Below are 25969 nucleotides of genomic sequence, written 5' to 3'. Positions count from 1 at the left end.
CCTTGAAGCGGGCGCTCAGTTTCCGCTAATTATCGGCGCGGATCATGACGTCATGGAATCGAATGACAGGCGCCTAGAACGGCGCTCTTCAATGATCGGAGGGTTGCGCCATGTACCAACATATCCTTGTCGCCGTAGGACCGAGCTTCAGCGAAGCCGCCTTGTCTGCCGCCATAGCGCGGGCGCGCGATAGCAATGCGCGTTTGACCGTGCTGCACGTGATCGATTCGGTTCCGTCGTGGGCGGGCTGGCAGATGGAATGTCTTTCCGACATGCCCGCGCTCGTGAATCAGCTCGCGCTCGTGATTCGCCGCAGCAGCGAAAAGATGCTTGGGCGCGCGGGTATCGACGCGGACTGGCAAACGCGCAGATTGCCCGAAGACGGCCGCAACATCGGGCGTGTGATCGCCGATGAAGCCGATCGTCTCAATGCCGATCTGATTGTGCTCGGCGCGAGAAAGCGCGGACGCTTCCACCTGGGCGTGAACCACGTGCGTACCGTGGTGTGCCGCCGTACGAATCGTGAAGTGTTGATCGCTAACGCATCTGTCGCGGATAAGGTGCGTGTGACCGACTTGCGCGAGACAGCCTTGCAAGCTTCGTGATCAAACGTCGAGAATCCTGAAGCGTTGCAATGCTTCGATTTGCGTCTGAAGATTGCGAGCGCGATTCTTGCGACATAAAGCTTGGGCCGACGACACATCGCCTTGCCGCAATGCATCGACGATCGCGTGCAGATCCTGCGCTTGCGATTCGTCGAGTTCGATAAGCCGCAGCGTCAATTCACGCACACGACGCACCTGATCCTCGCATTCGCCGACGATCTGCGTGAGGCGCGGGTTGTCGCTCAGTTCGACGAGCCGCGCATAGAACGCTTCACGCGCGGCCGACCACGCATCGCGATCGTTTTTTGCGAACGCGCGATCCATTTCCATACATGTTTTTTCGAGCGCTTTCAGTTCTCTTGCGGCCGGCTTGCGCGCCGCGACGGTCGCGGCCGCTGTGGCTTCGAGACTCGTCTGTACTTGAAAGACTTCTTCGATATCCCCCATCGACACATTGCGCACGCGCATGCCGTGACGCGGAATGATCTGCACGAGACGCTCGTTTTGCAGACGGATGAGCGCCTCGCGCACCGGCGTGCGGCTCACGCCGAACAACGCTACGAGTTCCTGTTCGAGCATCTGCGTGCCGGGGCGCAGTTCATTGCTGAGTATCTTTTCGCGCAGCGCTTGATAGACCGTGTCGGTCGATTTCTCGCGCGGTTTGCTGATCGCTTCGGCGGGCCGGGCTGGAGCCATTGTGGGCATTCCGAAAACGTTGCCGTCGATGCACGGACGATAAATCCGCCGGGCCACGCACCGGCGGACGGAATGCCTTCATTATATGAAAAGAAATTCGCCGTATCGCTCAACGTATACGTTAGCGCACGGGAATCATTTATCCCAGACTTCTTCCGGCAGCGGCAGGCCTGCGAGGTCGTTCGCGGTCAAGGGACGATCGATCGTCACGCCGTCGCTTTCCAGCATCAGCATGACTTGCCGCGTGTGTTGCGCGCTATGCCACGCGGTGCGTTCGAGCACTTCATGCATCGAGCGGCGGCCGTAATAGGTCGGCACGTCATACGCGAGCGAGCGATCGGATTCATGCTCCCACCAATCCAATAACTTCTCGCGCACACCTTCGCCCCAGCGCGCGATATCTTCGGCCTGCCATTCCATTGGCGGTTGATCGTCGAAGCCTTCGAAACGCAATTCGATCTGATGCGCCGCCTGAACGCCCATTTCAGCCACGCGAAACACATGGAACGTCAAACCGGCCGGCGTGCGATTGCGATTGCGAAAAGGTTTGCGAAAGTATTCGGCGCCGAACTGACGCGCATAGCGCACATTGGATTCAAGCACATGCGCGAGTTTGCTGACCAACTCGGCGGGTGGCAAGGGCGGCGTCGGCGTGGTCTTGAGATCGAGAAAGCGGATCACATCGTTGATGGACTGGCATAACGTGTACTTCGATCCCAAAGCGACCACGGGCACGCTGCGCGCACCGAGCGCCGCAAGCGCGGCGCGGCCTTCGGGATCGTTGTGCACGTCGATCGATTCGAACTCGATGCCCTGACGCGCGAGAAATTCCTTCGTGCGCAGGCACGACGAACATCCCGGTTGCCAGAACACGCGGATTCGGCTTGCAACAGCGGCTTCCTGCATAGCGGCTCCTTGCGAGTGCATGATTCAAGGCATTTTCCGCGCGCTGCGGTGCGTGGCAAAGCTACGCTTCGTCATGCCGTCATCGCCATCCACGATGGCACGCGTTCTTTGAGTACACTGCGCACGTGACTGATAGAAGAAGACGCCATCCATGCAGCCGATCGATCCGCTTTCGCTGAGACTGTTCCTCGCCGTCGTCGATGCGGGCACGATCGCCGCGGCCGCACAGCGCGAACACATCGCGGCCGCGGCGGTGAGCAGGCGCATCAGCGAGATAGAGGCCATGTTCGGCGTGCCGCTATTGCGCCGCACGAATAAGGGCGTGGAGCCGACCGAAGCGGGCGACCGGCTCGCGGCGCTCGCACATCGTGCATTGCATCAATTCGACGACATCGCCATACAGATGCGCGATTTCGCGAGCGGCACGAGCGGCATCGTGCGCATTGCGGCGAACATATCTTCGATCGTTCAGTTCCTGCCGCGCGACATTCAATCGTTCGCGGCGCGTCACCCGCATGTGCGCATCGTGCTCGATGAAAAGCCGAGCGCGCAAGTCGTGCGCGCAGTGGCGGACAATGCGGCGGACATCGGCGTGTTCACGTCTGTTCCTCACGGCCATGCGATTCACGCGATTCCCTATCGCACGGATTACCTCGTGCTCGCCGCACCGCGAGGACATGCGTTGACGAAAGCGCAATCGATCATGTTCGCCGATGCGCTCGATGAAGAGTTCGTCGCCTTACCATCCGATACCGCGATCAGCCAGTGCCTCACGCGCGCGGCAAATGAACTCGGACGCTCGGTGCGCGTGCGCATTCAGGTGTCGAGCTATGACGCGCAATGCCTGATGATAGAAGCGGGCTTGGGATTCGGCGTGATGCCCGAGGCAGTGGCGAAACAACATGCGCTCGCCGTCGTCGCATTGAGCGACGCATGGGCCGCGCGCGAATTGCTCATCGGCGTGCGCTCGCTCGATGCGTTGCCGGAGGCGTGCCGCAAGCTCGTCGCGCACCTCACCGACGTTTGACGCGGTGTTACCATCGTCGCAAGACGGATATCCATCGGGGAGGTCAAGCGTGGCCGCTTCATTGAACGACAAACCCGTCGAAGGCGCGAAGCCTGCGAAACGCAACACGACCGAGCTTGCTTATCGCGAACTGCGCCGAAGGATCATTGAAAGCGAGCTCACGCCGGGCTCGTATTTGCTCGAGCAGGAATTGGGGCTGATGCTCGGCTTTAGCCGCACGCCGATCCGCGAGGCCGCACTGCGTCTGCAAGGCGAAGGCCTCGTACAGATCGTGCCGCGCCACGGCATCCGCATCGTGCCGACTTCCATCTCCGATATCAAACACATCTATGAAGTGCTGATCAGCCTGGAATCGACAGCGGCGGCGCTCGTCGCATCGAGAAAGGACGTGGACTTAGCGCCGCTCATTCACTCATGCGAGACGATGACCGCCGCACTCGAACGCGGCGACATGTTCACGTGGGCCGCGGCGGATGAAGTCTTTCATGAGACGCTCATTGCGTTGAGCGGAAATGCGCGACTTCATGCCATCGTCGTGAATTGCCGTGATCAGGTGCACCGCGTGCGCCGCTTCACGCAGATGGTCAAGCCGCATCCGCAGCCGTCGAAGTCGATACAAGAGCATTACGACATCATCGACGCAATGCGTTGCGGCGATGCAGCGAAAGCAAGCGACTTGTATCGCGCTCACCGCGAGCGTGGGTGGCGCGACCAGACCAACGTGCTGCAGCAATACGGCATTCAGCAAGCCTGATTCAAGACTCGCGCCCGATTCGACGAGGGTATCTACGCCCTCGATGAATCTGGACTTTCACGGATTTAATGCATACATTAACTTGCACGGTTATGCGATACGGCCGTGCGAGCAATGCATTCGTTTGCGGCGCTCGAGCAGACAGCAACGTATAGAGCAGGTCCGGAAAAACACAGTGCGGCCGCATGCGCCGAGCACGCTGCGAGACCGCCGATCATGGATGGAGACCCTACATGTTTGCGCTTGCAAAGATCGCGAGGTTCGCGTGCGGTGCCTGTCTCACGTCTCTTGCAGCCGGCTGCGTTTGGAGCACCGGCGCTCTCGCCGCACCGCTCACCGTCACGCATTGGGGCGACGGCATGTACGGCGTGCCCTTCGCGGTCGCGATGGAAAAGGGCTTTTTCAAGGAAGAAGGCGTTGACGTATCGGGCTTCATCACGTCCGAAGGCGGTGGCACCACTGTGCGCAACGCGATGGCATCCGAGATTCCTTATGGCGAAGTCGCACTGCCCGCGGCGATCTCGGCAGTGAAGCAGGGTGTCGATCTGACCATCGTGCATGGCGGCGTACAGAGCCTCGCCGATCTTGTCTGGGTCGAAAAGAAGGATGGAACGATCAACAATATCCAGCAGATGAAAGGCAAGACGATCGGCTATAGCAGTCCGAAATCGACGACCGATACGATCGTGACCATTGCGCTCGATCGCGCCGGATTGACGGGACAAGTACAGCGCAAACCCGTCGGAAGTTCGAGCGGCATGCTCACTTCATTGCAGCAGGGCGCGGTCGATGTCGCTTACATGACGGAGCCTTCATACAGCGCGAAGAAGGATCAGTTGCGCATCGCTTTTCGTTCGACCGATATCGTGCCCAATGAAACGCAGACGGTCGGCATCGTGCGCACCGATTATCTGAAGTCGCATCCCGAAGTGATCAAAGGGATCATCAAGGCGCGTCGCAAGGCGGTGCAATACATGGCCGCGCATCGCGACGAGTCCGCGCAGATTCTGGCGAAGCAGTACAAGATGGACCCGGCGGTGGCGGCTTCCGCACTGAATAATGTGCTGCAATCGGATCCGAAATACTGGAGCGAAGGCAGCTTCGATCGCAAGGGCATGGACGAAGTGCTAAAGGGTTTGATTCTCGTGAAGGCGATTCCCGATGGTCCGTTCGACTGGTCGAAGATCGTCGATGAATCGCTGCTTCCCGCCGATCTGCAAACAAAGAAGTGAGGCCGCGATGAGCGTGTTGTCACGTCGCACGAAGATATCGGTCGTATCGCGCGATTCTTCTCTCCAGGATGCGGAGCGCGTGCAGGCGCGTCTTATCGATGTCACACGCATCTATCCCGGCGTGTCGGGCAAGCCGCCGTTTCATGCGCTAGGACCGGTGACTCTCGAACTGCGCGCGGGTGAATTCTTTTCGGTCGTGGGTCCTTCAGGATGCGGAAAATCCACCTTGCTCGACGTGCTTGCGGGCCTCAATCCCGCGAGCGGCGGCACGGTCGAGTTCGAAGGGCAGCCGGTGAATCGCGAAGTGCCTGATGGCGTCGCTGTCGTGTTTCAGGAAGACGCGAGCTTTCCGTGGCTCAACGTGTTCGACAATGCCGCGTTCGCCGCGCGTCGCGCGGGCGTGGCGGAAAACGAAGTGCGCAAGCGCGTCGAGCACGCGTTGTCTTTCATGGGGCTGAAGTCGTTTGCACGCGCTTATCCGGCGCAGCTTTCCGGCGGCATGCGTCAGCGTGTATGCATCGCGCGCGCGATGGTCGTTCGTCCACGTCTCATGCTGCTCGACGAACCCTTCGGTGCACTCGATCAGCAAACGCGTCTTCTCATGGGCGATGAAACGCTGAAGCTATGGCGCGATACTGGCGCGACCGTGATGCTCATCACGCATTCGATCGATGAAGCCGTGCTTCTGTCGGATCGCATCGGCGTGATGTCGGCATGTCCGGGCCGCTTCATCGCGACGATCGAAACAGGCTGGCCGCGTCTGCGCGACAGCAAGATCGCACTCGATGCGCGCTTCGGCGAACTCACGGCGCAAGTGTGGGGCCTGTTGCGCGACGAAGCGTTGAAAGCGCTCGGGAGCCAGCCGTGAACAAGGCGGCGCGCTGGCGAATCGGGCTCATCGTCGGGTTGATAGCCTTGCTCGAAATCGCCACGCGTCTTGCATGGATCAATCCAGTTTCGTTCATTCCACCTTCGCGCATGGCGGTGAGCGCGTGGGACATTCTCACGTCGGGGCAATTCACCGTCGATATCGTGCAGACGCTCGGCAGCGCATTGGCCGCGGTGGCGCTTGCCGTGATCGTCGGATTCATCGGCGGCGTGTTGCTCTTTCGTTTGCCGCGACTGCGCCGTGTCCTCGATCCCTTGCTGCTGTCGTATTACGCGGTGCCCGTATTCGTGCTTTATCCGATTCTCATCGTGATCTTCGGGCTGAACCGCTGGCCGCTCGTCGGCATCGGCTTTCTGTTCGCGGTCGTCGCGATGGCCGTGAACACGCTCAATGGCCTCGAACGCGTGCCGCGCGTGCTCCTACGAACCGCGCGCGTATGCCGTCTGAGCACGCTCGATGAGATTCGTTTGATCACGCTGCCCTCGAGCCTTCCGTTCGTCTTCACGGGCATCAAACTGACGGTGGTGTACGCGTTCATCGCGGTCGTCGCGGGCGAGTTCGTGTTGTCGGGATCGGGCTTCGGCTATCAGATTGCATTCGCCTACAACGCATTCGATAACCTGACGATGTACGGACTCATGGTCCTCATGCTGGTCTTCGTCACTACGATCAACGGCTTGCTGCGGCACGCCGAAAGGCGCTTGTACCGGCGCATCAGAAGGGAGGCGGCATGAGCACCGTCGTCATCACGCATGGTACGAGAACGCGCCACGCGCAGCGCTGGACCGATGCGTTCGTGCTGATCGTCGTGCTCGTCGCGCTATGGCAGATCCTGAGCGAAGTGCTCGGCCCCGATGTTCTGACGACGCCTGTGCATACCGTGCAGCGCGCGGTGCATATCGTGAGCGATGCGGATTTCCCGACGAGCCTTTACGTGACCTCGCTCGCGTTCGCATCGGCGTTCGCGATATCCGCCATCGCAGGCGTGTGCCTCGGCTTGCTCCTAGGGTCGCGCCGCATGGCCGGCGACGTGATGGAACCGCTGATGATGGGCTTCTACTCGATCCCGAAGGTCACCCTCTATCCCGTCGTGCTGCTCGCGTGCGGCCTCGGCCTATGGGCGAAGATCGTCTTCGGCGTGATGCACGGCATCGTGCCCATCACGCTCTTCACCATGAACGCAGTGCGCAACATGCCGCCGATTTACGCGCGCGCGGCGAGGACATATCGCATGAGCCCGGGCGATTTTGCGTGTCATGTGCTGCTTCCCGCATGCGTGCCGGAAGTGGTATCAGGCTTGCGCATCGGCTTTTCGTTGACGTTGCTTGGGACGCTGATCGGTGAAATGTTTGCATCGCAGAGCGGCATCGGACGTTTGCTGATGATCGCGATGAACCGCAACGAAACCAGCACGATCATGGCGCTCGCGCTGATGCTCTTCGTGTTCGCGACGCTCGTCAATATGTTGTTCCTCGCCTGGCAGCGTCATCTCACGCATAGCGACTGATCATGAAAACGCTCTTCGACAAGCTGTGGGACAGTCATGCAATTGCGCATCTAGCAGGCGGCATCGATCTTCTGCAAGTGGATCGTCATCTGATGCACGAACTGACTGGCGTCGAAGCGGTTCGCGTGCTCGAACGACGCCACCTGAACGTGGATAGCCCCGCGCTGACGTTCACAACGCTGGACCATGTGATCTCGACGATGCCCGGTCGCACGGCAGGCGATGCCGCCTGGAGCACGGAGATGGTCGATGCAATGCGCTTGCAGGCGGCACATCACGCGATTCCTATCTTCGATATCGGTAATGATGGCCAGCAAGGCATCGTGCATGTGATCGGGCCGGAGCTTGGGCTGTCGTTGCCGGGCACGTCGATCGTATGCGCGGATAGCCACACCTGCACGCACGGCGCGATGGGTGCGCTTGCATTCGGCATCGGCTCGACGGAAGTGGTTCATGTACTGGCCACGCAAACCATTCGCCAGAAGCGGCCGAAGACGATGCGCGTGCGCTTCGAAGGCCGCGTGCGCGAAGGCGTGAGCGCGAAGGACATGATTCTGTATGTGATCGGCAAGATCGGCGCGGCGGGCGGCACCGGACATGCGGTGGAGTATGCGGGCGAGGCGATCGAAGAACTGTCGATGGAAGGGCGTCTTACGCTATGCAACCTGAGCATCGAACTGGGCGCGAAGTTCGGGCTGATAGCGCCCGACGAGAAGACGTTCGCGTATCTGCGCGATAAACCGTATGCACCGCAAGGCGCGCAATTCGATGCCGCGCTCGCGGACTGGAAGGCGCTCGCGAGTGATGAAGGCGCGCACTTCGATTCTGAAGTGATCGTCGATGCAGCCGCGATACGCGTGCAAGTGACATGGGGCACGAGCCCCGAACATGTGATCGCACTCGACGACACGATTCCCGATCCGGCGGCACTCACGGACGAATCGCGTCGGCGCGCCGCGCAAGACGCGATCGACTACATGGGCGTTCATGCGGGACAGCATCTCGATGAGCTTGCCGTGGATCGCGTGTTCATCGGCTCATGCACGAACAGCCGTATCGAAGACTTGCGAACGGCCGCGCGTATCGTCGATGGTCTTCATGTTGCGGACAACGTGAAGGCGTGGGTCGTGCCGGGTTCGCTCACGGTCGCACGTCAGGCGCATGAAGAGGGGCTCGACGATATCTTTCGCGCGGCAGGCTTCGAATGGCGCGAGCCGGGCTGCTCGATGTGCGTCGGTGCGAATGGCGATGTCGTCGGGCGCGGTGAGCGTTGCGTATCGACGTCGAATCGCAATTTCATCGGCAGACAAGGGCCGGGAGCGCGCACGCATCTGGCGAGTCCCGCAGTTGCGGCGGCGAGTGCGATTGCAGGCCATATCGCCGCGCCGCAATCGGGAGTATCGCGATGAAAGCCGTCACGACGATCATCGGTCCGGCCGCGCCGCTCTTGCGCGATAACATCGATACGGATCTCATCATTCGCATCGAACGCATTTCGCAATTGAAGCGCGGTCAGCTTGGACCTTATTTGCTGGAGACATTGCGCTATCGCGGCAATGGACCGGAGAGCGGCGAGCGGGATGACTTCGTGCTGAATCAGCCGGCCTTCCGTCACGCATGCATCATGCTTGTCGGCAAGAACTTCGGTTGCGGCAGTTCACGTGAAATGGCCGTGTGGGCGCTCGAGGAAGCGGGCATTCGCTGCGTGATCGCACCATCGTTCGGCGATATCTTCTATAGCAATTGCCTGCAAAACGGCTTGCTCGCGGTGCAACTCGATGCAAACGTTATCGAACGAATTGCCGCTGTTTCGCGCGACGGCGCGAATGTCGAAGTCGATTTGCGTGCGCTCGAAATACGCGCTCCGGCAATCGATCCGATTCGCTTCGAGTTCGACGAAGCACCACGCGAGGCGCTGCTCGAAGGACTGGATGAAATCGACCAGACACGACGCATGAGCGAACAGATCGCGCGATATCGCGCCGACGATCGCAAGGCGCGCGGCTGGGCTTACCGTGGCTGACTTCCGGAGACTCATCTTGACCCGTTCCGCACGTTTTCGCGAGTTGTTCAAGGAAGGTCCTTTCGTTTGTATGGGCGCGCATGACGCGATCACCGCCATGCTTGCCGAGCAGGCCGGCGCGAAGTCCATCTATGTATCGGGCTTCGTCGCGTCGGGTGTCGTCGCCGGACAGCCCGATGTCGGCGTGCTGTCGCAAACGGAGATGTTCGAGCATATTCGCCGCATATGCCGAGTGACGTCGGTGCCGATCTTCGCCGATGCCGATACGGGTTATGGCGGCATTCTCGACGTGCAGCGCACGATGCGCCTTTGGGAAGAAGCGGGCGCCTCCGTGCTGCATCTCGAAGATCAGGCGCTGCCGAAGAAGTGCGGGCACTATGCGGGCAAGCAGCTCGTATCGAAGGAAGAAATGGTGCTGAAGTTGCGCGCGATGATCGACGCGCGTCGAGATCCGGATTTTTTCATCGTGGCGCGCACGGATGCGATCGCGGTCACGGGCATCGACGACGCCATCGCACGACTCGAAGCGTACGCGCAAGCGGGCGCGGACGGTCTCTATGCCGACGCGCCGGAAAGCATCGAACATATGCGCGAGCTCACGCGACGCTTGAAGCCGCTTGGCAAGCCGATTCTCTTCAATCAGGCGCGTACCGGAAAGAGCCCCTACGTGTCGATGAAAGAGGCCTACGAAATAGGCTTCGATTACACGTTGAGCCCCATCGAGCCGATGCTCGCGATGCACAAGGCGGTGAAGGACATGCTCGCCGTGTTCATGCGGGAAGGCTCGACGGATGCGATCGCCGATCGCTTAACGCCGTTCGAGGAGTACAACCGCTTTGTCGGGCTGGACAAAGCGGTCGATGTCGAGAAACGCTTCGCCATCGTGCAGCCGAAATAGCGGGCGTGATTGTTATTCTTTTATCCGCGTGGAATCACGCCTCGCGTTTGCGTCGCGCGCAGGAAGTCGAAATCGACGCCCTTGTCCGCTTGCGTCACCGTGTCATAGAACAGCTTGCGATAACCGCGATCCGCGCTCGGCACGCTGACAGGCGATGCCTTCGCGCGCGCGTCGAGTTCTTCATCGCTGACGAGTAAAGTTATCTCGCGTTTCGATACGCTCAGGCGAATGCGATCGCCCGTCCGAACGTGCGCGAGCGGTCCGCCCACTGCCGATTCGGGCGTCACATGCAGCACGATAGTGCCGAACGCCGTGCCGCTCATGCGTCCATCCGAGATGCGCACGATATCTTTCACGCCCTTCACCGCGAGCTTGCGCGGAATCGGGATATAGCCGGCTTCCGGCATGCCCGGTGCGCCTTTGGGTCCGATGCTCTTCAGCACGAGGATATCGTCAGGTGTGACGTCGAGATCGTCGGAATCGATGCGCGCCGCGAGATCCACGCCATTCTCGAACACGACCGCGCGGCCTTCGTGTTCCATCAACTTCGCATTCGCCGCCGATTGCTTGATGATCGCGCCGCCCGGCGCGAGATTGCCTTCGAGCACTGCGATGCCGCCTTGCGGATAGATCGGTTTGTCGAAAGGACGCACGACGTCCTGCTCGAATGCCGGGCCCGCGGTTTCGATCTCTTCGCCGAGCGTGCGGCCCGTTACCGTCAATGTGTCGAGGTTCAGAAGCGGCTTCAATTCGCGCAATAGCGTCGCCATGCCGCCGGCCTTGTGAAAGTCCTCCATGTAATGCGAACCGGATGGCTTCAGGTCGACGAGTACGGGCGTCTCGCGTCCCATTCGATCGAGCGCTTTCAGATCGACGTCATAACCCATGCGTCCGGCAATCGCCGTGAGATGCACAATGCCATTCGTCGAGCCGCCGATCGCGAGCAGCACGCGCATTGCGTTTTCGAATGCCTCGGCGGTGAGAATCTTGTCGATGGTGAGGTTATCCAGCGCCATCTGCACCGCTTGCGTGCCCGTGAGTTCTGCGATGCGCATGCGATCCGACGTGACCGCGGGCGGCGATGCGCCTCCCGGCACCGTCATGCCGAGCGCTTCGGCGATGCATGCCATCGTGCTCGCCGTGCCCATCACGGAACATGTGCCCACGCTTGCGACGAGCTGATTGTTCACGGCCGCGATTTCCGCTTCGTCGATTTCCTCCGCGCGAAAACGCCCCCAATAGCGGCGGCAATCCGTGCATGCGCCGACGCGCTCGCCGCGATGCGCGCCCGTCAGCATCGAGCCCGTGATGAGTTGAATCGCGGGAATGCCGGCCGATGCCGCGCCCATCAATTGCGCGGGCACGGTCTTGTCGCATCCGCCGATCAGCACGACCGCGTCCATCGGCTGGGCGCGAATCATCTCTTCCGTGTCGATCGACATCAGATTGCGCAGGTACATGCTCGTTGGTTGCGAGAACGATTCGGCGACCGATATCGTCGGGAAGTCCATCGGCAAGCCGCCTGCCAGCATCACGCCGCGCTTCACCGCTTCGATCAATTGCGGCGCATTGCCGTGACACGGGTTATACGCGCTGCCCGTGTTCACGATGCCGATCAACGGGCGATCCAGCACACTGTCGGTATAACCCGCACCCTTGATGAACGCTTTGCGCAGGAACAGCGAGAAGCCGTTGTCTCCATAGCTCGTCAGCGATTTACGCAGGCCGCCTGCTTGCACGGGCTCTTCGCTGGGCTTTTTCCCGAATGTGTCGGTCATGGTCGCATTACCGTTCGATGAGCGTTGAATGTCTCCGTTGCCACGATTATCGCGGCTTTGCGCTCACTGTGCGTCGAACCATGCTGGATGCTGTCAGAAAGAATTGAATCAGCCTTCGATCGTCTCGTGTACGCCTTGTTCGCCGCGCTTCCAGTAAGCGGAAGCACGAATGCGCTTCTTGTCGACGCCGCGTTCATCGCACAGCAGCTTGCGGACTGCGCGCATCAGCGTGGCTTCGCCCGCGGCCCACACGTAGCCTTCGCCTTCGGGCACGTAGATTTCGCGCAAGGCAAGCAGCAGCGCGCCGCCGGGATGCTCGCTCTCGTTACGATAACGCCATTGCGCATAGAGATCGGCGCGCGTATCGAACTCGATACGTGCGGATTGATCGGCAACTTCGATCAGCGTCGCCACGCGCGTCCCTTCGGGCAGCTCTTCCAGACGACGCGCGATGGCGGGCAACGCGGTCTCATCGCCGATCATCAGATGCCAGTCGAACTGCGTCGGAATCACGAACGATCCACGCGGCCCGCCGATGCCGAGATACTGACCCGGCGCGGCTTGCGCGGCCCATGCGGTCGCGGGACCGGCTTCGTGCAGCGCGAATTCGATATCGAGTTCGCGCGCTTCACGATCGAAGCGGCGCGGTGTGAAATCGCGCGCGATCGGACGCGGCTTCGCAGGATCGAACACGGGTCCATCGGGACCGGCTTGCGGCAGCGCGGGCATCGTCTCGCCGGGCTGCGGGAAGAACAGCTTCACGTGATCGTCGAATGAGGCGCTCACGAAATCGTCGAGCGAATCGCCGGTGAAGGTCACGCGTACGAGATACGGATTGAGCGCCGTCACGCGCGTGACTTGAAGCAGGCGAAACTTGAGCGCGTGGCGCACGCGCGTGACTTCGAGCTCGGGCCGGTCTTGCAGAACGGAATCTGTCATCGTGTATGGCTTCTTTTCACGCCTGCTTCGGCGCGGGGTTCTGTTCGATTTCGGCTGTCGCGCGCGCAAGGATCGCGGCGATCCGGCGTTGCTCGTCCTGTGATGCATCGGTGCGCAAGAGCAGCGCTTTCTTCAGCGCGCGCCGCGCGGCGATCAGCTCGGGCGCCCAGCCGCTGTCGGCGGCGTCATCGACTTCCTCGCCCATGTAGGCGCGGCGCACAAGGTCCATCTTTCGTGCAAAATGCGTGAGCTTCGCGAGCATGATGTCGACGCGCTCGCGATTCGATGCGAGATAGTCGCGACCTGCATCCGAGAGCGCGTAGCGCTTGCGATTGCCTTCCAGTTCGACGGTCGCATAACCCAGTTCCTCCAGATACGTGAGCGCCGGATAGACCATGCCGGGGCTCGGCGTATAGAAGCCGTTCGAGCGGTCTTCCAGCGCCTTGATGAGCTCGTAGCCATGACGCGGCGCTTCGGCGAGCATCGCGAGCAGCAGCAGTTGCAGATCGTCGGAGGAGAACTTGCGGCCGCGCGGCATGCCGTCCTCGCCACCAAATCCACCCATGCCGCCCATGCCACCACCCATGCGGCCGGGACCGCCGCCGTGGCGATGGCGCCCGATCATGCCCCAGCGCTCGAAGATCGAGCGTTCGGCCCACTCGGGGGTGTCGAAGGGAAAGCCAAATCCGAATGCGCGGAAGCCGGCTTCACGTGCGCGGTGAAAGCAACGGGATTTCATAGAACACTCCAGATATGTCGTAAAACATATCTAAAGATATATATCGAAAGACTGTCTGTCAAGCGAGAGTTGCGATCACGCAGTGGATGGGCGGTGAGGCATCCACGAGGACAATGCATTCAAAATTCCGAATGCCAGGCGCTGGTTGGCCGGGAAGGTTGCGCAACTCAACCCGCGAGCGCAGCCGGATCGATCTCGGGAATCGCCTTGAATGCAGGTCTCGCCAGAAGATAGCCCTGCATCAGAGTCACGCCGTTTGCCGCGAAGAAATCGCGCTCCCCGCGCGTTTCGATCCCTTCGGCAATCACCCGGATACCCAAATCACGGCAGATGGAAAGCACCCCGCACACGATCCGCTGGCGCACGAAATCCGTATCGATTCCCCGCACCAGTTCCATGTCGAGCTTGATCAGATCGGGCTGAAAGTCCGCCAGCAGCGTCAGTCCGGAGTATCCCGCGCCGAAATCGTCGATGGCGGTCTGGAAGCCAAAGCGCTTGTACGCGCGAAATATGTCGACCAGATGCGGCCGGCTGATGATGTTCTCGCCCTCGACCGTCTCGAAGATGATCCTCTCGATGGGAAAGCCGTAGCGCTCGGCCGCCTCGAGCGTGCTGCGGATACAGGCTTCCGGCCGGTAGACGGCGTTCGGCATGAAGTTGATGGACAGAAGCCCGTCCATCTTCAGCGCGGCGGCCTGGGCGATCGCGGTCGTCCGGCAGCGCTGGTCGAAGTGATAGCGATTGGTCGCGTCGACCTGCGCGAGCACCGATCCCGCCGACTCGCCGTTCGGACCGCGCACGAGCGCCTCGTGCGCGTATGCGCGGCCGGCGGCCATATCGACGATCGGCTGAAAGGCAAACGCGAACTCGAATGGCGTGGCTGAATCGTTTCTGCAACCCGCGCAACCACTCTTCACGGCGGAAATTTCGGGGATGCTGGCGTCGGACGTCTTCGTCATGCGTTGTGCTCGATCAGTGCAACGAGGGAATGTGTTCTGCGGACTTGCTCTTGTTTAACGGACGACGCGTTCGGATCTTGAGCGCAGCGAGAACGGCTCATGTTCATCAATGCGTCGCGAGCCGGAAAAACGACACGGCCTCGGTCGACGGCGTCCCTGATCGTCGAGCGATTGCGATGCCGCCGCGTCTTCCTCGACGAGCGCCGCGTTCTGCTGCGTCACCGGATCCATCTGCGCGATCGCCTGACTCAAATGCTCGATGCGGCGACTCTGTTCATTCGACGCCGCCGCGATTTCGTTCATGATGTCGCGCACTTTCATTACCGCGTGCAGGACTTCGGACATCGTCGTGTCCGCAAGGCAGGGTCTATGATGCTTTGACTTTCCCCATGCACGCATTTGTATTGCAACGATTGCGCGCGTTGCTTCGAACCTATGAAATCGGCAGGAGATTGGCAATGATTCGAAACGCTCTCATCTCCGGCGCCGGCGTCACTGGCCTGGCCCTTGCCTTCTGGCTGGATCGTGCGGGTGTTGCCGTCACGCTCGTGGAACGCTCCGATGGATTCCGGCGCGGCGGTCAGGCGGTCGATATCCGTGGCGTTGCGTTGCATGTCGTCGCGGCGATGGACCTGATCGATGACGCCCGCACCTTGCGCACGCGGCTCAAAGGCATGTCGATGCTCGACGCCGAAGGCAATGAGATCCATCGGACGGAAGAACGCACGTATAGTGCCGGCCGCCTCGACAGCGACGACATCGAGATCTTTCGCGACGACCTGTGCGAATTGCTGATCAACGCATTGAGCGAGGATGTCGAACTCATCTACGGGGACAGCATTCGCGCTATCGATCAACGCGCGGACGGTGTCGCTGTCGCATTCGAAAGCGGTTCGGACCGATCGTTCGATCTCTTGATGGGCGCCGATGGCGTCTACTCGAACGTCCGTAAGCAAGTGTTCAACGCTGAGGCGGATGTCGTATTCCCTATGGGCGTGGTGCTTGCGCTATTTTCGACGCCCAATTTCATCGGGCTCGATGACTGGCAGATAGGGCATCGCATGAACGATATCGGCTATGTCATCTACCCGAGCCGGGACAAGCGCGAATTGCGCATTGGCGTGGGATTCGAGGCGCCCGAGCCGCCGTTGTCCCGAAGCGATATCGATGCGCAGAAGCTCGCCGTGTCGAAGAGTTGCGCGCATCTGAAGGGCGACTTCCCCCGGTTCCTCGATGCGATGAAGAGCACAGACCAGTTCTACTACAACGAACTTGCGCAGATACACATGCCTGCGTGGTCGCAAGGACGTGTCGTGTTGGCGGGCGATGCGGCACACTGTGCATCGCCGTGTCGGGGCAGGGCACGAGCCTTGGGCTTGTCGGCGCGTTCGTCCTTGCGCATGAACTCGTGCGTCACCCGCAAGATCTCGCGGGTGCTTTCGCGGCTTATGAAGTGCGCATGCGGCCGTATGTCGATCTGAATCAGGCGCTTGTCGATCTCGAACGCGAAGGACCGGTGCCCGACGAGCAACTGGACGAGGCGAAGAACGGGATCGATCTGACGGATTTGCTGGCCGATAGGATCGGTCCGCAGAGAGGCTGAAGACTGCGGCTCGCCAGGCGCCGATTTTCACCGCGCGCCATTCTGGGTCAGAAAATCACCCACTGAGTCGATTGCCGGACGCAAGCTCAGGCGAGCCCGGCCATCAGTGTCCGGAAGCGCGGATGAGCGTTTCTTCGTTCCATGCGCATTTCAGAGCTACGACGAATACATCGCCCTTGCTGTACCTCAAATCGACGCGGCTTCAACACGCGCATCTATTGATGGCGAGATAAGGCATGACTGCGGCAGCGGCGAGCGCACAGGTCGGATATGAAAGTCCTCGCAATTCAGCCGGGAGTTCAAGCGGCTCTTTGGGGCACGCCTTCGCAGGAGATTTTGCGGATGAAGCGAATGTTTGCAGTGCCGGATGGGGATGCGGATGTGAGCGCGGTTTGTGTGTCGTCGCATTGAGCGTCGATGGTGTCGGGGCGCCCGCGCTCAGGGTCACGTGGTCCGCCCCGCCAGGGGTCAACTAGTCCAATGCGACGGCAGGCGCCTGCACGCGCGTTCGAGAGGGTGCCGTTTCCTTCAGACTGAGCGTCACGACAAACCCGATCGCAAGCGCGGCCAATCCGAGGTGCATGATGTACTGAATGCCGAAATGCTTTGCGATGTAACCCGCGATCGCCGGGGCGAATCCACCACCAAATACCTCGCCGATGCCGACCACCAGTCCCGAAGCCGTCGACATTAGCTTCGCCGGCACCGATTCCGCGCTCAAGGGTCCTACGGTCAGCGTGATCATGCTGAAGACGAAGAGAAGCGCGAGCGTCAGGTAGGTGAAGAGCAAAGTCGGGCTCGCGCCGGTCCGCATGAGAAGAAACAGGAAGACGGCTGCGCCGATTACCGAGAAGATCATGACCGGTTTCCTGCCGAGCTTGTCGGAGAGCGCGGGCATCACGAGCGTGCCGAGCGTGCCGCCGAAGCCGATCGCGGAAAGCACGTAACCCATCTGCTGCATGCTCAGGTGCAGATAGTCGATCAGGTAACTGGGGAAAAGCGCGCTCAGCACGACGAGACACGTCAGCCAGCACAACATGCCGACGATGTTCAACGTTATGTTGCGGTAGCGAAAGACGTCGGTCCACTTGTGGGCGGTGACATCGCGCGTCGCAGTATGCTGCGCAGCGGACGAAGCTTGCGTGTTGCGCAACACCTTGAACATCAGGTAAGCCACCAGCAAACCAGGAATCGACACCACCGCGAAGATCCAGTGCCACGGCAGCACTTTCAGCAACTGCGTGACGAGGATCGGCGCGATACCTAAACCAAAGAGCGGCAGCGCCATCTGCTGAATGCCGATATTGCGGCCGTGACGCGCCGGCTTCGATGCATCGAGCGTCGCGATGATGCTCGCAGGCGTGTAGGCGCCTTCGGCGAAACCCATCACGGCGCGGATCAGGATCAACGAGCCGACGCCGGTTGCAAGACCGCTCAACCCCGCAAGCAACGAAAACACGATGATCGCCGGAATGATGACCTTGCGGTGGCCCACGCGGTCGGAGAGGTTGCCCATGAACATCGCCGAGATGCCCCACGCGACGGCAAGCGCGCCGGTGATGTGCCCGAGGTCCTGATAGTCGAGATGCAGATCCGTCATCATGACGGGAAAGAGCGGCATGATCATGAACCGGTCTATACCGACCAGTCCGAAGCCCAGCGACAGCAACGCCACGGCTTTCCACTCGTAGGCGACATCCCACTTTGAAGCGTTGACGTGTTCCATGTTTTCGATCTCCAGATCGTTTGCGCCGTCGTCGGATGCGACGTTCGATTCATGTCAGAAAATAGTCTGCAGGCCGAGGCGGCCAATGACCTGATGCGTGGTGCTCGATTGACTCGCACCGTTGATCCAGGCGTTGTGCCCGCCTTCGACGTCGCCGCCGGTCCACTGGCAGACCGCTTCGGCGTACAACGTAGTGCGCTTGGAAAGAAGATACTGAGCGACACTCGTGACTTGCTGCGCCCTGTTGTGGCTCAGTTGCGCGTTGCCCTTCATGTATTGATAGTTCGCGCCGAACCGGATATCCGGCATGAACGTGTACAGGCCGCCGACCTGAACTGCTTGCACGACGCCGCCCGTCAGCGTATTGCGCGTGTTGGTGTAGAGCGCGTTGAGATACACGTCGCCGATGGTCTGACTCAGTCCGCCTCCGAAATTGCGGATGCCGTCGTGGCCGTCGTTCAGCGCCGCATACCGGGTTTCGTTGTACGCGGCCGCGATACCGAAGCCGCCGATCGCATAGTTCACGCCGAAGCCGATCGTGTTGTTCGCGGAGAACGAGCCGGGCGTGTTGCCGAAGCCGTACAGTGCGCCGAGTCTCAAGCCTGCGAAGGCGGCGGATACGACCTTGATCGAGTTCGACACGCGCGACGTACCGCCGGTCTGGTCGAAGTCGAACGAGCCGGTCGGATTCTGTGGAATGCCGAGCGCGGCGAACGGCCCCTGACGCATGTTGTAAAGGCCGCCGTAGGTGAACGCGCCATCCAGTCTCGCGGGCGGAAAGAAGAGGAAGTCGGCCATCAGGTTGTATTGCTGGCCGAAGGTGATGCGCCCGATGTCGTCCTTCGACAGACCGACGAAAGCCTGCCGGTTGAAGTCGGCACTAGGTCCCGGAATCCCCGCGCCGCTGTTCACCGAGAACTGCGAGGCAAGCTCGAAGAGCGTCTTGTAGCCGCCGCCGAGATCTTCGACGCCACGCATACCCCAGATGCTCGGCGTCCAGATCGAATCGTCGGCTTTGAAGTTGTGGCTGCCGTTTTCGTTGCTCACATAGCTCACGCCCACGTCGAGAATACCGAACAGCGTCACGCTGCTTTGCGCTTGTGCGTGCGTAGTGAGCGCGCATGCCACGGCCAGCGCGCATAGTGTCTTCCTCATGCTCTTTTCCTTTTTGTTTGAAGTCAGAGGACGACCGCTTCCGTGTGTTCGTCGATCGAAAGGCGCGACACGAGATCGCTCAACAACGTCGGAAGTTGGTCGAGCGTCTTCACGCCACCGAAGATGTAGAAGTCCGGCCGCACGACGATGGCTTTGACGCCGTGCTCGTCGAAGAACTGCTTGTACTTGCCGCTGACGTCGAGCAGCACGCGATCCTTGACGACTTTGTCCTCGTCGGTCGTGATGCCGATCGAGCGCCCGCCGATGGCAGCGAGAGCGGCCTTGCCTTGCGCGTCGAGATACCGGTTCGGGTGCGTATCGAGCGTGACGACGTGAAAGCCGTTGGGCACCGCGTCGTCGTAACGGGATGCATCGCCCAGGTTCTTTATCTGGCCATGCACGCTCAGCAGTCCGGCCACGCTCTCGCAAGCGAACGCCGGGTCCTTGCAGATCAGGCCGTCGGTGAGACCCGGGAACGGCGGCAGCGGAGGTACGTCGCCTGCGAGATACGCCTCGTCGCGTCGAGCCGCTTCTTCCTTGTCGGAGATGCAAACGACCTGTCCCATAGCGATGGATGCATCGATCACGGCGCGCACTTGCGGACGACGCTCGGGCGTATAGCCTTCGAGCACACGGTCCGATGCAATGCCCTTGAGGATAAGGTCGAAGCGCCAGGCGAGATTCCATGCGTCCCGAATGCCTGAGCACATGCCCTGGCCCATGAACGGCGGCATCTGATGGGCAGCGTCGCCCGCGAGCACCACGCGCCCGTTATGCCAGTTTCTTGCGATCAGCGAGCGGAACTTGTAGACGGCGAAGCGCACGAGCGTCGCGTTCTCCGGCGTGACCCAGGGCGACAGCAGTTCCCACACCTTCTCAGGCTTTTGCAGGTCTTCGATCGATTCGTGCGGCAGACGCATGAACTCCCAGCGACGAAAGCCAGGACCGCCCGGCACCATCGTCGTCGGGCGCGCCGGGTTGCACCACTGGCCGATGTCGGGCACGTCGAGCTTCACGCCATCGTTAGGCTTCAGATCGATGACGAGCCAGTCTTCCTGGAAGCCGAGATCATCGAACTCGATGTTCTGCGACTTGCGCACGAAGCTGTTCGCGCCGTCCGCGCCGACGACGTATCGCGCGCGCACCGTCTGTGTCTCGCCGGTCGGCTCCCAAATCGCGCCGTTCATTACGCCGCGACGCAAAGTCAATTCGCAGCAGTCGGGCAACTGGCGCAAATCGGTTGCTTCCCAGCCTTGTTGCACGGAAACGTTGGTAAGCGACTTCGCTTTCCTGTCGAGGAGCGCTTCGAGCGACGGTTGATTGAAGAGATAACCGACCGGTCCATCGCTGATCGATTCCGCCGACCAGTCGATCTCGACGAGCGTTTTCCAGTCCGCGTTGAACCACTGATACTTGGACGACGGTTGCGAGATGCGCTCGACGTCTTCTCCAATGTCCATCGCATGGAATACGCGACGGATCTCATGGTCGTGGAAAACGGCACGCGGAAGCGGATACAGCGAAGGCCAGCGATCGAAGACCGCGACGTTATAGCCGCGTTCTCCAAGCAATATCGATAGAGATTGCCCGACCGGTCCGTATCCAACGATCGCGACGTCGAGAATGGTTTGATCTGTCATTTCGGTTCACCTGCTGAAAAAAGAGCGAGTTGTGCCCTGGCGCCGGATGAACCGGCTGCCATCGAATCGATGCAAGGGGTGTGAAGCGATCAGTCTTTCAGGACGACGCCGGCTTCGGTGTTGTGGATGAAGTCGTCGGGAACCGGCGGACCCCAGAGATACAGCGAGTCTTCCGGCGCGAAGTCGCCAGCGGGCCACGCCTGCCCTGCGGACACGAAGTCGATATCGGCGGAGTACTCGCAGAACGAGCCCCACGGGTCCTGCACATAGTGGAAGTAGTTCGAGCCCAGAACGTGCCTGCCGGTACCCCAGCCTTTCGTAAAGCCGGCCGCGGCCATTTGCGACGCGCCTTGACCGACGAGGTTCACGGTATCGACGTCCCACGCCGCGTGGTGCCAGCCGCGCGCGCTGCTCTTGGCGAAAGCAACCAGATGATGGTCGCTGCCGTGCGGCGCATGCGTGAACGCGATGATGTCGAGCGACTTGTCCGACAGGCGCAGGCCGAGCGCCTTGCCGTAGAAATCGAGCGCGCCGAGAACGTCCGGCGAAAACAGCAACACATGAGAGAGACGTCGCGGACGCACGGTCTTCGCTTCCGAGCGCATGTGCGCGCCGCGCTCGTCCGCATTGCTCGATGCGACGACGCACGGTGCCTTGCCGAACGGCGTCGTCTTGGGGCCGATCTTCACCTGGATCAGATTGCCGTCGGGATCGTGGAACCAGAAGCCTTCATCGGGTGATGCAACCACGTCCGCGCCTGTCGCCTTCACCTGTTCGCGGATCGCTGTGAAATCCGCTTCGAAGCAGTTGAAACTCAAATACGCCAGCGACTTGCTCGATGCGGGAAGGATGCGCGCCCAACGATGTCCATCGGCTGCGCGCAACTCGAGTTCCTCGGCGGTCGCTGCCACATCGAGACCGAACGCGCTGAAGAAACGCTCGGCATCGGCAAGCGAGGGAACGTTGAGCGCGAAGTGATCGATCGAGTGAACACTCGCGCATGCGGATGCTACGTTGGGGTCGCTCATGACCGCGTCTCCATGTTCGGTATATTCGATAAGCGCCGGCTCTGCGGCCGGCTTCGCGAGTAGGAATTAGCGCGCGGCTTCGTCGGCGATGACATTGCGCAGCGTGCCGATCTTCTCCACCGACACTTCGCAAACGTCGCCGGCTTTCATCAGAAGCCGCGGCGTGCGCGCCCAGCCGATGCCCGAGGGCGTGCCGGTCACGATCACGTCGCCCGGTTCGAGCGTGATGGCTTCGCTGATCACGCTGATGAGCGTCGCGACGTCGAAGACCATGTCGTCGGTGCTGGCCGACTGAACCACTTCACCGTTCACCCGCGTTTCCAGCAGCAGACCTTTCGCCCCGACCGGCAGTTCGTCGGCGGTCACGAGATCGGGACCGAACGCGCCTGTGCCGTCGAAGTTTTTGCCGACGGTCCACTGCGGCGTCTTGAACTGATACTCGCGCACAGAACCGTCGTTGAAGAGCGCATAGCCCGCGACGTGCGAAAGCGCGTTCTCCTTCGAGATATGACGGCCGCCCGTGCCCAGCACGACCGCGACTTCGCCTTCGTAATCGAGCCCTTCGGAATCGGCGACGCCCGGACGAATCATCGGCTGATCGTGCGCGACGAGGCTCGTATTGACGCGCAGGAACAGAGTCGGATAGTCGGGTTGCTCGTACTTGCTTTCCTTCGTGTGGTCGGCGTAGTTCAGACCCACGCAAACGATCTTCGGCGGTTTTTGCAGCGGCGGAAGGTACTTCAGGCCGGCGGCAGGAACTTTGTCCTCCGTCGCGTTGGTCTTGGCGTATTCATCGAGCCGGACGCCGCGCGCGAGCAGCGATTCCAGCGGCTCGCCGCCGACGATGCGCACGTAATCGCCTTCGCGAACGCCGAGGGTTGCACGGCCATCCTTTTCGAAACTGACGAACCTCATTTCTGCCTCCTGTGACCCCGAAGACGAAGCGCCTCAGGGTGTGCTGAATCTCGTATTGACGAATTTGTCAGTTCCAATTCTATGCAAATTGACAAACTCGTCAACTTGAATTCGCTCAGGACAAACCCGCACAGTGCATGCTGCTAAAATCAAACCGGATCAACGGGATAGCCAATGGAAGTGACAGAATCGAGCGAGAATCATCGGACGCGCGTGGGTGCATTGCGGCGCGAAAAGACACGCATTCGTCTGATCGAAAGCGCGCTGGCGGTTTTTGCGGAGAAGGGCGCAGATGCTCCGACCATCGACGATTTCATCGCTGCGGCGGGCGTCGCGCGCGGGACGTTCTACAACTACTTCCGCACGACCGCGGAACTGCTGTCGGCGGTGGCGGGCGAGAGCAGCGACGAAGTGCTCGCGGTCATCGATCCGCTCGTGCGCGCGATCGACGATCCGGCGCAGCGCGTGGTAGTGGGTTCGCGCCTCTATATGGGCATGGCGGCACGTTATCCGCTGTGGGGCGCGTTCATCACGCGAGTGGGCACGAAACGTGGATCGCGAGGCCGCTTGCTCGACGAATACCTCATGCGAGATCTGCAGATGGCGCTGGATGCCGGTCGATTCGACGTCGCGGATGTGGTTGTCGCGCGCGATATCGCTCTCGGCTCGATCATGTACGGCATCGAAACGCTTTTATCCGGCGACGCGCCTGTCGACTACGCCGAGCAATCGATGTACGCGCTCATGCGCGCCTTTGGCATCGGCGCGAAGGAAGCCCGAAAACTTGCCTATGCGCCGATCACCGATCCTTCCGCGCCACGTGGCGCCATCTTCGAGCGGGTCGATGCATTGGCAGACGAAGACGACGGTCTGCATCGTGACGGGGCGAGTTAGCGCCGAGCCAGTGTGATGCCGCGGCGCAAGCGAACGGCCGCTCCATACAGCCCAGCGCCTACGCTCCCATCCAACTTACATGCGCGCTCACCACGCGCCAACCCTCCCTCATCTTCACCCACGTCTGACTCTGTCTGCCAATGCGCGGCTCGCCATCGCGCCGGAACTCGATATTAGCAACGGCGAACGCCTCGCCGTATGTCGTCACGACACGCGCCGTAATCTCCCGCGCAAGTCCTTTACCCGGCCGCGCAGCGCGAAACGCGCGGATCGCATCGTAGCCGTAGAGGTTTTCCGTCGCACCGTAGCGCAAGGTATGCGGCGAGTCGAAGAACAGCGTGTCGAGCACGGCGACGTCGTTGGTGACGAGCGCTTGCTCGTACGCGTCGAAGGCCGCATCGACTTCGGCGAGCACGTCGGGCCGATTGATCTCGTTCATGCGTCCGCCCCCGGGGAAAGAACCGCCTCGTCGAACACCGGCGGCGGCGGGCAATACGCGACCTGCGCCGTCTCCAGCCTGCGCGCCGCTTCGAACGCGAGATCCTCGCGCCATGGCGGCGCGATCAGTTGCACGGCGATCGGCAAGCCGCTTCGCGTGCGCATCGGCGCGGCGACGACCGGCAGTCCGAGGCACGACACCGGCTGAGTCAACAGACCCAGATTCGGCCGCACAGCAAGCCGCTCGCCGTCGATGTCCATGAACTCGTCGCCGATGCGCGGCGCGACCATCGGCGTGGCCGGCGCGATGAGCACGTCGTAACGTTCGAACAGTTCGAGCACGCGCGTCCGTAACGCAGCGCGCACGCGCTGCGCCTGCACGATCCACGCCGCGGGCAACAGCGCGCCCGCGATCAGACGATCGCGCGACAACGGTTCGCGTTCGTCGTAACGCGCGCGCAGGTTCGCCATATGCAGTTGACCGCCCTCGGCCGCCGTGATGAGAAACGCCGCACCGCGCGCGGCATCGGCATCCGGATACTCGACGGTCTCCGACGCGCCGAGCGCCTCGGCCGCCGCATGCGATGCGTGACGCGCGTCGTCGTTCGCGTGTTCGTCGAAATAGCCGCCCAGCCGCGCGACGCGCAATGCGCCGTGCTTCGTATGCGCGGATTCGAAAGCCCGCTGCGCGCATGCAGGATCGAGCGGATCGGCGAACTGCAATGCGTCGTAGATTGCCGCGAGGTCGTCGACGCTACGCGCGAAGGCGCCCATGTGATCCAGGCTCGCGACGAACGGATAAGTGCCGTGGCGCGACAGACGTCCATAAGTCGGCTTCACGCCGAACACGCCGCACAGCGACGCGGGCACGCGCACCGACCCGTTCGTGTCGGTGCCGAGCGTGACGGGGACGAAGCCCGCCGCGACAGCGGCTGCGCTGCCGCCCGACGATCCGCCCGCCGAGCGCGTCGGATCGTGCGGATTGCGGCACGGCCCCGCATGATGATTCTCGGTGGTGAAGCCATAGGCGAACTCGTCCATGTTGAGCGCGCCGATCAAGATCGCGCCTTGGTCGATGAGACGCGTCACGAGCGTCGCATCGCGGACGGCGGCCGGCGCATCCGCTAGCACGCGCGAGCCCGCGATCGTCGCGATGCCCTCGATATCGAAGAGATTCTTCGCAGCGAACGGAACGCCCGCGAGCGGCGGCAACGTGTCGCGACGCGCGCGGCGGGTATCGAGCGCGTCCGCTTCGGCGAGCGCGCGTTCGCGTGTGACGGCAGTGAACGCGTTGACCCGCGCATCGTATGCATCGATGCGCGCAAGCGTCGCTTCGATCAGTTCGCGCGCGCTGAAGTCGCCGTCGGCATAAGCGCGCGCGATGGCGAGGGCGCCATAAGGGAAATGGTTCGATGTCGTCATGGGCGATACACCGGCGCGGGTTCGTCGTTTGCATCGACGGGATAAGCGAGCACGGGCGCGGCGAGTTGCACGATGCGCGCGAATTGCGCTTTCACGCGCGCGGCGGCTTCGTCGGAAAGCGACGGAAAATGCAACGCGAGCGCGGCGTCGGCATAGGCGTCGAGCGTGGCGTCGATGGGAGAGGACATGGCGTTCA

Annotated in this window: 27 protein-coding genes and 2 pseudogenes; 14 read left to right on the top strand and 15 right to left on the bottom strand. The window is 61.4% G+C overall.

Going from position 1 to position 25969, the window contains the following annotated elements; genetic code table 11:
* Positions 1-110: 110 nt before the first annotated feature.
* Complete coding sequence (locus NCS28_RS22130) at positions 111-605, top strand: universal stress protein (protein WP_250515919.1); 495 nt, start codon at positions 111-113, stop codon at positions 603-605.
* On the opposite strand, the gene NCS28_RS22125 is transcribed toward NCS28_RS22130, so the two are convergent.
* Entirely contained in the window at positions 606-1301 is a 696-nt protein-coding gene (locus tag NCS28_RS22125) for a GntR family transcriptional regulator (RefSeq protein ID WP_250515918.1), read from the bottom strand. It lies immediately after the preceding gene.
* 135 nt (positions 1302-1436) lie between these two features.
* Complete coding sequence (locus tag NCS28_RS22120) at positions 1437-2207, bottom strand: glutaredoxin domain-containing protein (RefSeq protein WP_250515917.1); 771 nt, start codon at positions 2205-2207, stop codon at positions 1437-1439.
* Between the two features lie 151 nt (positions 2208-2358).
* On the opposite strand from NCS28_RS22120, the gene NCS28_RS22115 reads away from it, so the two are divergent.
* From NCS28_RS22115 to NCS28_RS22075, 9 genes are all read left to right on the top strand, one after another.
* Positions 2359-3234, top strand: a complete 876-nt coding sequence (locus tag NCS28_RS22115; RefSeq protein WP_250515916.1) for a LysR family transcriptional regulator — start codon at positions 2359-2361, stop codon at positions 3232-3234.
* Positions 3235-3283: 49 nt separating this feature from the next.
* Positions 3284-3988 carry a GntR family transcriptional regulator gene (locus tag NCS28_RS22110; RefSeq protein WP_250515915.1) on the top strand — a complete coding sequence of 235 codons (705 nt, stop codon included), beginning with the start codon at positions 3284-3286 and terminating at the stop codon, positions 3986-3988.
* A 233-nt stretch (positions 3989-4221) separates the two neighbouring features.
* The gene (locus tag NCS28_RS22105) at positions 4222-5220 is read left to right on the top strand and encodes an ABC transporter substrate-binding protein (RefSeq protein ID WP_250515914.1); all 999 of its coding nucleotides are present in this window, start codon (positions 4222-4224) and stop codon (positions 5218-5220) included.
* A 7-nt stretch (positions 5221-5227) separates the two neighbouring features.
* Entirely contained in the window at positions 5228-6088 is an 861-nt protein-coding gene (locus tag NCS28_RS22100; RefSeq protein WP_250515913.1) for an ABC transporter ATP-binding protein, read from the top strand.
* Entirely contained in the window at positions 6085-6843 is a 759-nt protein-coding gene (locus tag NCS28_RS22095; RefSeq protein WP_250515912.1) for an ABC transporter permease, read from the top strand. Before NCS28_RS22100 ends, NCS28_RS22095 begins: the two co-directional genes overlap by 4 nt.
* The gene (locus NCS28_RS22090; protein WP_250515911.1) at positions 6840-7616 is read left to right on the top strand and encodes an ABC transporter permease; all 777 of its coding nucleotides are present in this window, start codon (positions 6840-6842) and stop codon (positions 7614-7616) included. Before NCS28_RS22095 ends, NCS28_RS22090 begins: the two co-directional genes overlap by 4 nt.
* Positions 7617-7618: 2 nt before the next feature.
* Complete coding sequence (gene leuC / locus NCS28_RS22085; protein ID WP_250515910.1) at positions 7619-9025, top strand: 3-isopropylmalate dehydratase large subunit; 1407 nt, start codon at positions 7619-7621, stop codon at positions 9023-9025.
* Complete coding sequence (gene leuD, locus NCS28_RS22080; RefSeq protein WP_250515909.1) at positions 9022-9639, top strand: 3-isopropylmalate dehydratase small subunit; 618 nt, start codon at positions 9022-9024, stop codon at positions 9637-9639. The genes leuC and leuD overlap by 4 nt, the downstream gene beginning before the upstream one ends.
* A 16-nt stretch (positions 9640-9655) precedes the next feature.
* On the top strand, positions 9656-10537 hold the full coding sequence (locus NCS28_RS22075) for an isocitrate lyase/PEP mutase family protein (RefSeq protein ID WP_250515908.1): 882 nt from the start codon (positions 9656-9658) through the stop codon (positions 10535-10537).
* A gap of 20 nt (positions 10538-10557) precedes the next feature.
* On the opposite strand, the gene NCS28_RS22070 is transcribed toward NCS28_RS22075, so the two are convergent.
* From NCS28_RS22070 to NCS28_RS22050, 5 genes and pseudogenes are all read right to left on the bottom strand, one after another.
* Positions 10558-12315 (bottom strand): IlvD/Edd family dehydratase, encoded by a 1758-nt coding sequence (locus tag NCS28_RS22070; protein WP_250515907.1) that lies wholly within the window; start codon positions 12313-12315, stop codon positions 10558-10560.
* A gap of 108 nt (positions 12316-12423) precedes the next feature.
* Positions 12424-13254, bottom strand: a complete 831-nt coding sequence (locus NCS28_RS22065; protein ID WP_250515906.1) for a siderophore-interacting protein — start codon at positions 13252-13254, stop codon at positions 12424-12426.
* 16 nt (positions 13255-13270) lie between these two features.
* A complete protein-coding gene (locus NCS28_RS22060) occupies positions 13271-13993 on the bottom strand; it encodes a PadR family transcriptional regulator (protein ID WP_250515905.1) in 723 nt (240 codons plus the stop codon).
* 167 nt (positions 13994-14160) lie between these two features.
* Positions 14161-14952, bottom strand: a complete 792-nt coding sequence (locus NCS28_RS22055) for an EAL domain-containing protein (protein WP_250515904.1) — start codon at positions 14950-14952, stop codon at positions 14161-14163.
* 106 nt (positions 14953-15058) lie between these two features.
* A pseudogene (locus NCS28_RS22050) lies at positions 15059-15309 on the bottom strand (methyl-accepting chemotaxis protein); the annotation flags it as partial.
* A 101-nt stretch (positions 15310-15410) separates the two neighbouring features.
* On the opposite strand from NCS28_RS22050, the gene NCS28_RS22045 reads away from it, so the two are divergent.
* The 3 genes and pseudogenes from NCS28_RS22045 to NCS28_RS22035 all read left to right on the top strand — a co-directional run.
* The gene (locus NCS28_RS22045; protein ID WP_250515903.1) at positions 15411-16433 is read left to right on the top strand and encodes an FAD-dependent monooxygenase; all 1023 of its coding nucleotides are present in this window, start codon (positions 15411-15413) and stop codon (positions 16431-16433) included.
* Positions 16412-16555 carry a hypothetical protein gene (locus tag NCS28_RS22040; RefSeq protein WP_250515902.1) on the top strand — a complete coding sequence of 48 codons (144 nt, stop codon included), beginning with the start codon at positions 16412-16414 and terminating at the stop codon, positions 16553-16555. Before NCS28_RS22045 ends, NCS28_RS22040 begins: the two co-directional genes overlap by 22 nt.
* Positions 16556-16668: 113 nt before the next feature.
* A pseudogene (locus NCS28_RS22035) lies at positions 16669-16966 on the top strand (helix-turn-helix transcriptional regulator); the annotation flags it as partial.
* Positions 16967-17027: 61 nt separating this feature from the next.
* Here the strand turns inward: NCS28_RS22035 and NCS28_RS22030 are convergent.
* From NCS28_RS22030 to NCS28_RS22010, 5 genes are all read right to left on the bottom strand, one after another.
* Entirely contained in the window at positions 17028-18281 is a 1254-nt protein-coding gene (locus NCS28_RS22030) for an MFS transporter (protein WP_250515901.1), read from the bottom strand.
* 54 nt (positions 18282-18335) lie between these two features.
* Positions 18336-19436 carry a porin gene (locus tag NCS28_RS22025; RefSeq protein WP_250515900.1) on the bottom strand — a complete coding sequence of 367 codons (1101 nt, stop codon included), beginning with the start codon at positions 19434-19436 and terminating at the stop codon, positions 18336-18338.
* A gap of 23 nt (positions 19437-19459) precedes the next feature.
* Positions 19460-21076: a bifunctional 3-(3-hydroxy-phenyl)propionate/3-hydroxycinnamic acid hydroxylase MhpA gene (gene mhpA / locus NCS28_RS22020; RefSeq protein WP_250515899.1), complete on the bottom strand. Its 1617-nt coding sequence runs from the start codon at positions 21074-21076 to the stop codon at positions 19460-19462.
* An 89-nt stretch (positions 21077-21165) separates the two neighbouring features.
* The gene (locus NCS28_RS22015) at positions 21166-22104 is read right to left on the bottom strand and encodes a VOC family protein (RefSeq protein ID WP_250515898.1); all 939 of its coding nucleotides are present in this window, start codon (positions 22102-22104) and stop codon (positions 21166-21168) included.
* 66 nt (positions 22105-22170) lie between these two features.
* A complete protein-coding gene (locus NCS28_RS22010) occupies positions 22171-23019 on the bottom strand; it encodes a fumarylacetoacetate hydrolase family protein (RefSeq protein WP_250515897.1) in 849 nt (282 codons plus the stop codon).
* Positions 23020-23193: 174 nt separating this feature from the next.
* On the opposite strand from NCS28_RS22010, the gene NCS28_RS22005 reads away from it, so the two are divergent.
* Entirely contained in the window at positions 23194-23913 is a 720-nt protein-coding gene (locus NCS28_RS22005; RefSeq protein WP_250515896.1) for a TetR/AcrR family transcriptional regulator, read from the top strand.
* Between the two features lie 58 nt (positions 23914-23971).
* Here the strand turns inward: NCS28_RS22005 and hpxZ are convergent, their stop codons facing one another.
* The 3 genes from hpxZ to NCS28_RS21990 are packed head-to-tail and all read right to left on the bottom strand — an operon-like array spanning position 23972 to position 25961.
* Positions 23972-24352: an oxalurate catabolism protein HpxZ gene (hpxZ, locus tag NCS28_RS22000; RefSeq protein ID WP_250515895.1), complete on the bottom strand. Its 381-nt coding sequence runs from the start codon at positions 24350-24352 to the stop codon at positions 23972-23974.
* A complete protein-coding gene (locus NCS28_RS21995) occupies positions 24349-25773 on the bottom strand; it encodes an AtzE family amidohydrolase (protein ID WP_250515894.1) in 1425 nt (474 codons plus the stop codon). Before NCS28_RS21995 ends, hpxZ begins: the two co-directional genes overlap by 4 nt.
* Positions 25770-25961, bottom strand: a complete 192-nt coding sequence (locus NCS28_RS21990) for a DUF4089 domain-containing protein (protein WP_250515893.1) — start codon at positions 25959-25961, stop codon at positions 25770-25772. Before NCS28_RS21990 ends, NCS28_RS21995 begins: the two co-directional genes overlap by 4 nt.
* Positions 25962-25969: the final 8 nt, after the last annotated feature.

It is taken from the genome of Caballeronia sp. INDeC2, assembly GCF_023631325.1.
In the GTDB taxonomy this organism is placed as follows: Bacteria; Pseudomonadota; Gammaproteobacteria; order Burkholderiales; family Burkholderiaceae; genus Caballeronia.
This window is presented reverse-complemented; position numbering and strand designations above follow the sequence as displayed.

Excerpts from the sequence above, each read along its gene's own strand:
- NCS28_RS22055 (WP_250515904.1), bottom strand. The coding sequence starts at position 14,952 with ATGACGAAGACGTCCGACGCCAGCATCCCCGAAATTTCCGCCGTGAAG.
- NCS28_RS22025 (WP_250515900.1), bottom strand. The coding sequence starts at position 19,436 with ATGAGGAAGACACTATGCGCGCTGGCCGTGGCATGCGCGCTCACTACG.
- NCS28_RS22100 (WP_250515913.1), top strand. The coding sequence starts at position 5,228 with ATGAGCGTGTTGTCACGTCGCACGAAGATATCGGTCGTATCGCGCGAT.
- NCS28_RS21990 (WP_250515893.1), bottom strand. The coding sequence starts at position 25,961 with ATGTCCTCTCCCATCGACGCCACGCTCGACGCCTATGCCGACGCCGCG.
- NCS28_RS22070 (WP_250515907.1), bottom strand. The coding sequence starts at position 12,315 with ATGACCGACACATTCGGGAAAAAGCCCAGCGAAGAGCCCGTGCAAGCA.
- mhpA (WP_250515899.1), bottom strand. The coding sequence starts at position 21,076 with ATGACAGATCAAACCATTCTCGACGTCGCGATCGTTGGATACGGACCG.
- NCS28_RS22060 (WP_250515905.1), bottom strand. The coding sequence starts at position 13,993 with ATGAAATCCCGTTGCTTTCACCGCGCACGTGAAGCCGGCTTCCGCGCA.
- NCS28_RS22090 (WP_250515911.1), top strand. The coding sequence starts at position 6,840 with ATGAGCACCGTCGTCATCACGCATGGTACGAGAACGCGCCACGCGCAG.
- hpxZ (WP_250515895.1), bottom strand. The coding sequence starts at position 24,352 with ATGAACGAGATCAATCGGCCCGACGTGCTCGCCGAAGTCGATGCGGCC.
- NCS28_RS22105 (WP_250515914.1), top strand. The coding sequence starts at position 4,222 with ATGTTTGCGCTTGCAAAGATCGCGAGGTTCGCGTGCGGTGCCTGTCTC.
- NCS28_RS22120 (WP_250515917.1), bottom strand. The coding sequence starts at position 2,207 with ATGCAGGAAGCCGCTGTTGCAAGCCGAATCCGCGTGTTCTGGCAACCG.
- NCS28_RS22030 (WP_250515901.1), bottom strand. The coding sequence starts at position 18,281 with ATGGAACACGTCAACGCTTCAAAGTGGGATGTCGCCTACGAGTGGAAA.
- NCS28_RS22115 (WP_250515916.1), top strand. The coding sequence starts at position 2,359 with ATGCAGCCGATCGATCCGCTTTCGCTGAGACTGTTCCTCGCCGTCGTC.
- leuD (WP_250515909.1), top strand. The coding sequence starts at position 9,022 with ATGAAAGCCGTCACGACGATCATCGGTCCGGCCGCGCCGCTCTTGCGC.
- leuC (WP_250515910.1), top strand. The coding sequence starts at position 7,619 with ATGAAAACGCTCTTCGACAAGCTGTGGGACAGTCATGCAATTGCGCAT.
- NCS28_RS22065 (WP_250515906.1), bottom strand. The coding sequence starts at position 13,254 with ATGACAGATTCCGTTCTGCAAGACCGGCCCGAGCTCGAAGTCACGCGC.
- NCS28_RS22045 (WP_250515903.1), top strand. The coding sequence starts at position 15,411 with ATGATTCGAAACGCTCTCATCTCCGGCGCCGGCGTCACTGGCCTGGCC.
- NCS28_RS21995 (WP_250515894.1), bottom strand. The coding sequence starts at position 25,773 with ATGACGACATCGAACCATTTCCCTTATGGCGCCCTCGCCATCGCGCGC.
- NCS28_RS22010 (WP_250515897.1), bottom strand. The coding sequence starts at position 23,019 with ATGAGGTTCGTCAGTTTCGAAAAGGATGGCCGTGCAACCCTCGGCGTT.
- NCS28_RS22130 (WP_250515919.1), top strand. The coding sequence starts at position 111 with ATGTACCAACATATCCTTGTCGCCGTAGGACCGAGCTTCAGCGAAGCC.
- NCS28_RS22015 (WP_250515898.1), bottom strand. The coding sequence starts at position 22,104 with ATGAGCGACCCCAACGTAGCATCCGCATGCGCGAGTGTTCACTCGATC.
- NCS28_RS22040 (WP_250515902.1), top strand. The coding sequence starts at position 16,412 with ATGCGGCCGTATGTCGATCTGAATCAGGCGCTTGTCGATCTCGAACGC.
- NCS28_RS22125 (WP_250515918.1), bottom strand. The coding sequence starts at position 1,301 with ATGGCTCCAGCCCGGCCCGCCGAAGCGATCAGCAAACCGCGCGAGAAA.
- NCS28_RS22005 (WP_250515896.1), top strand. The coding sequence starts at position 23,194 with ATGGAAGTGACAGAATCGAGCGAGAATCATCGGACGCGCGTGGGTGCA.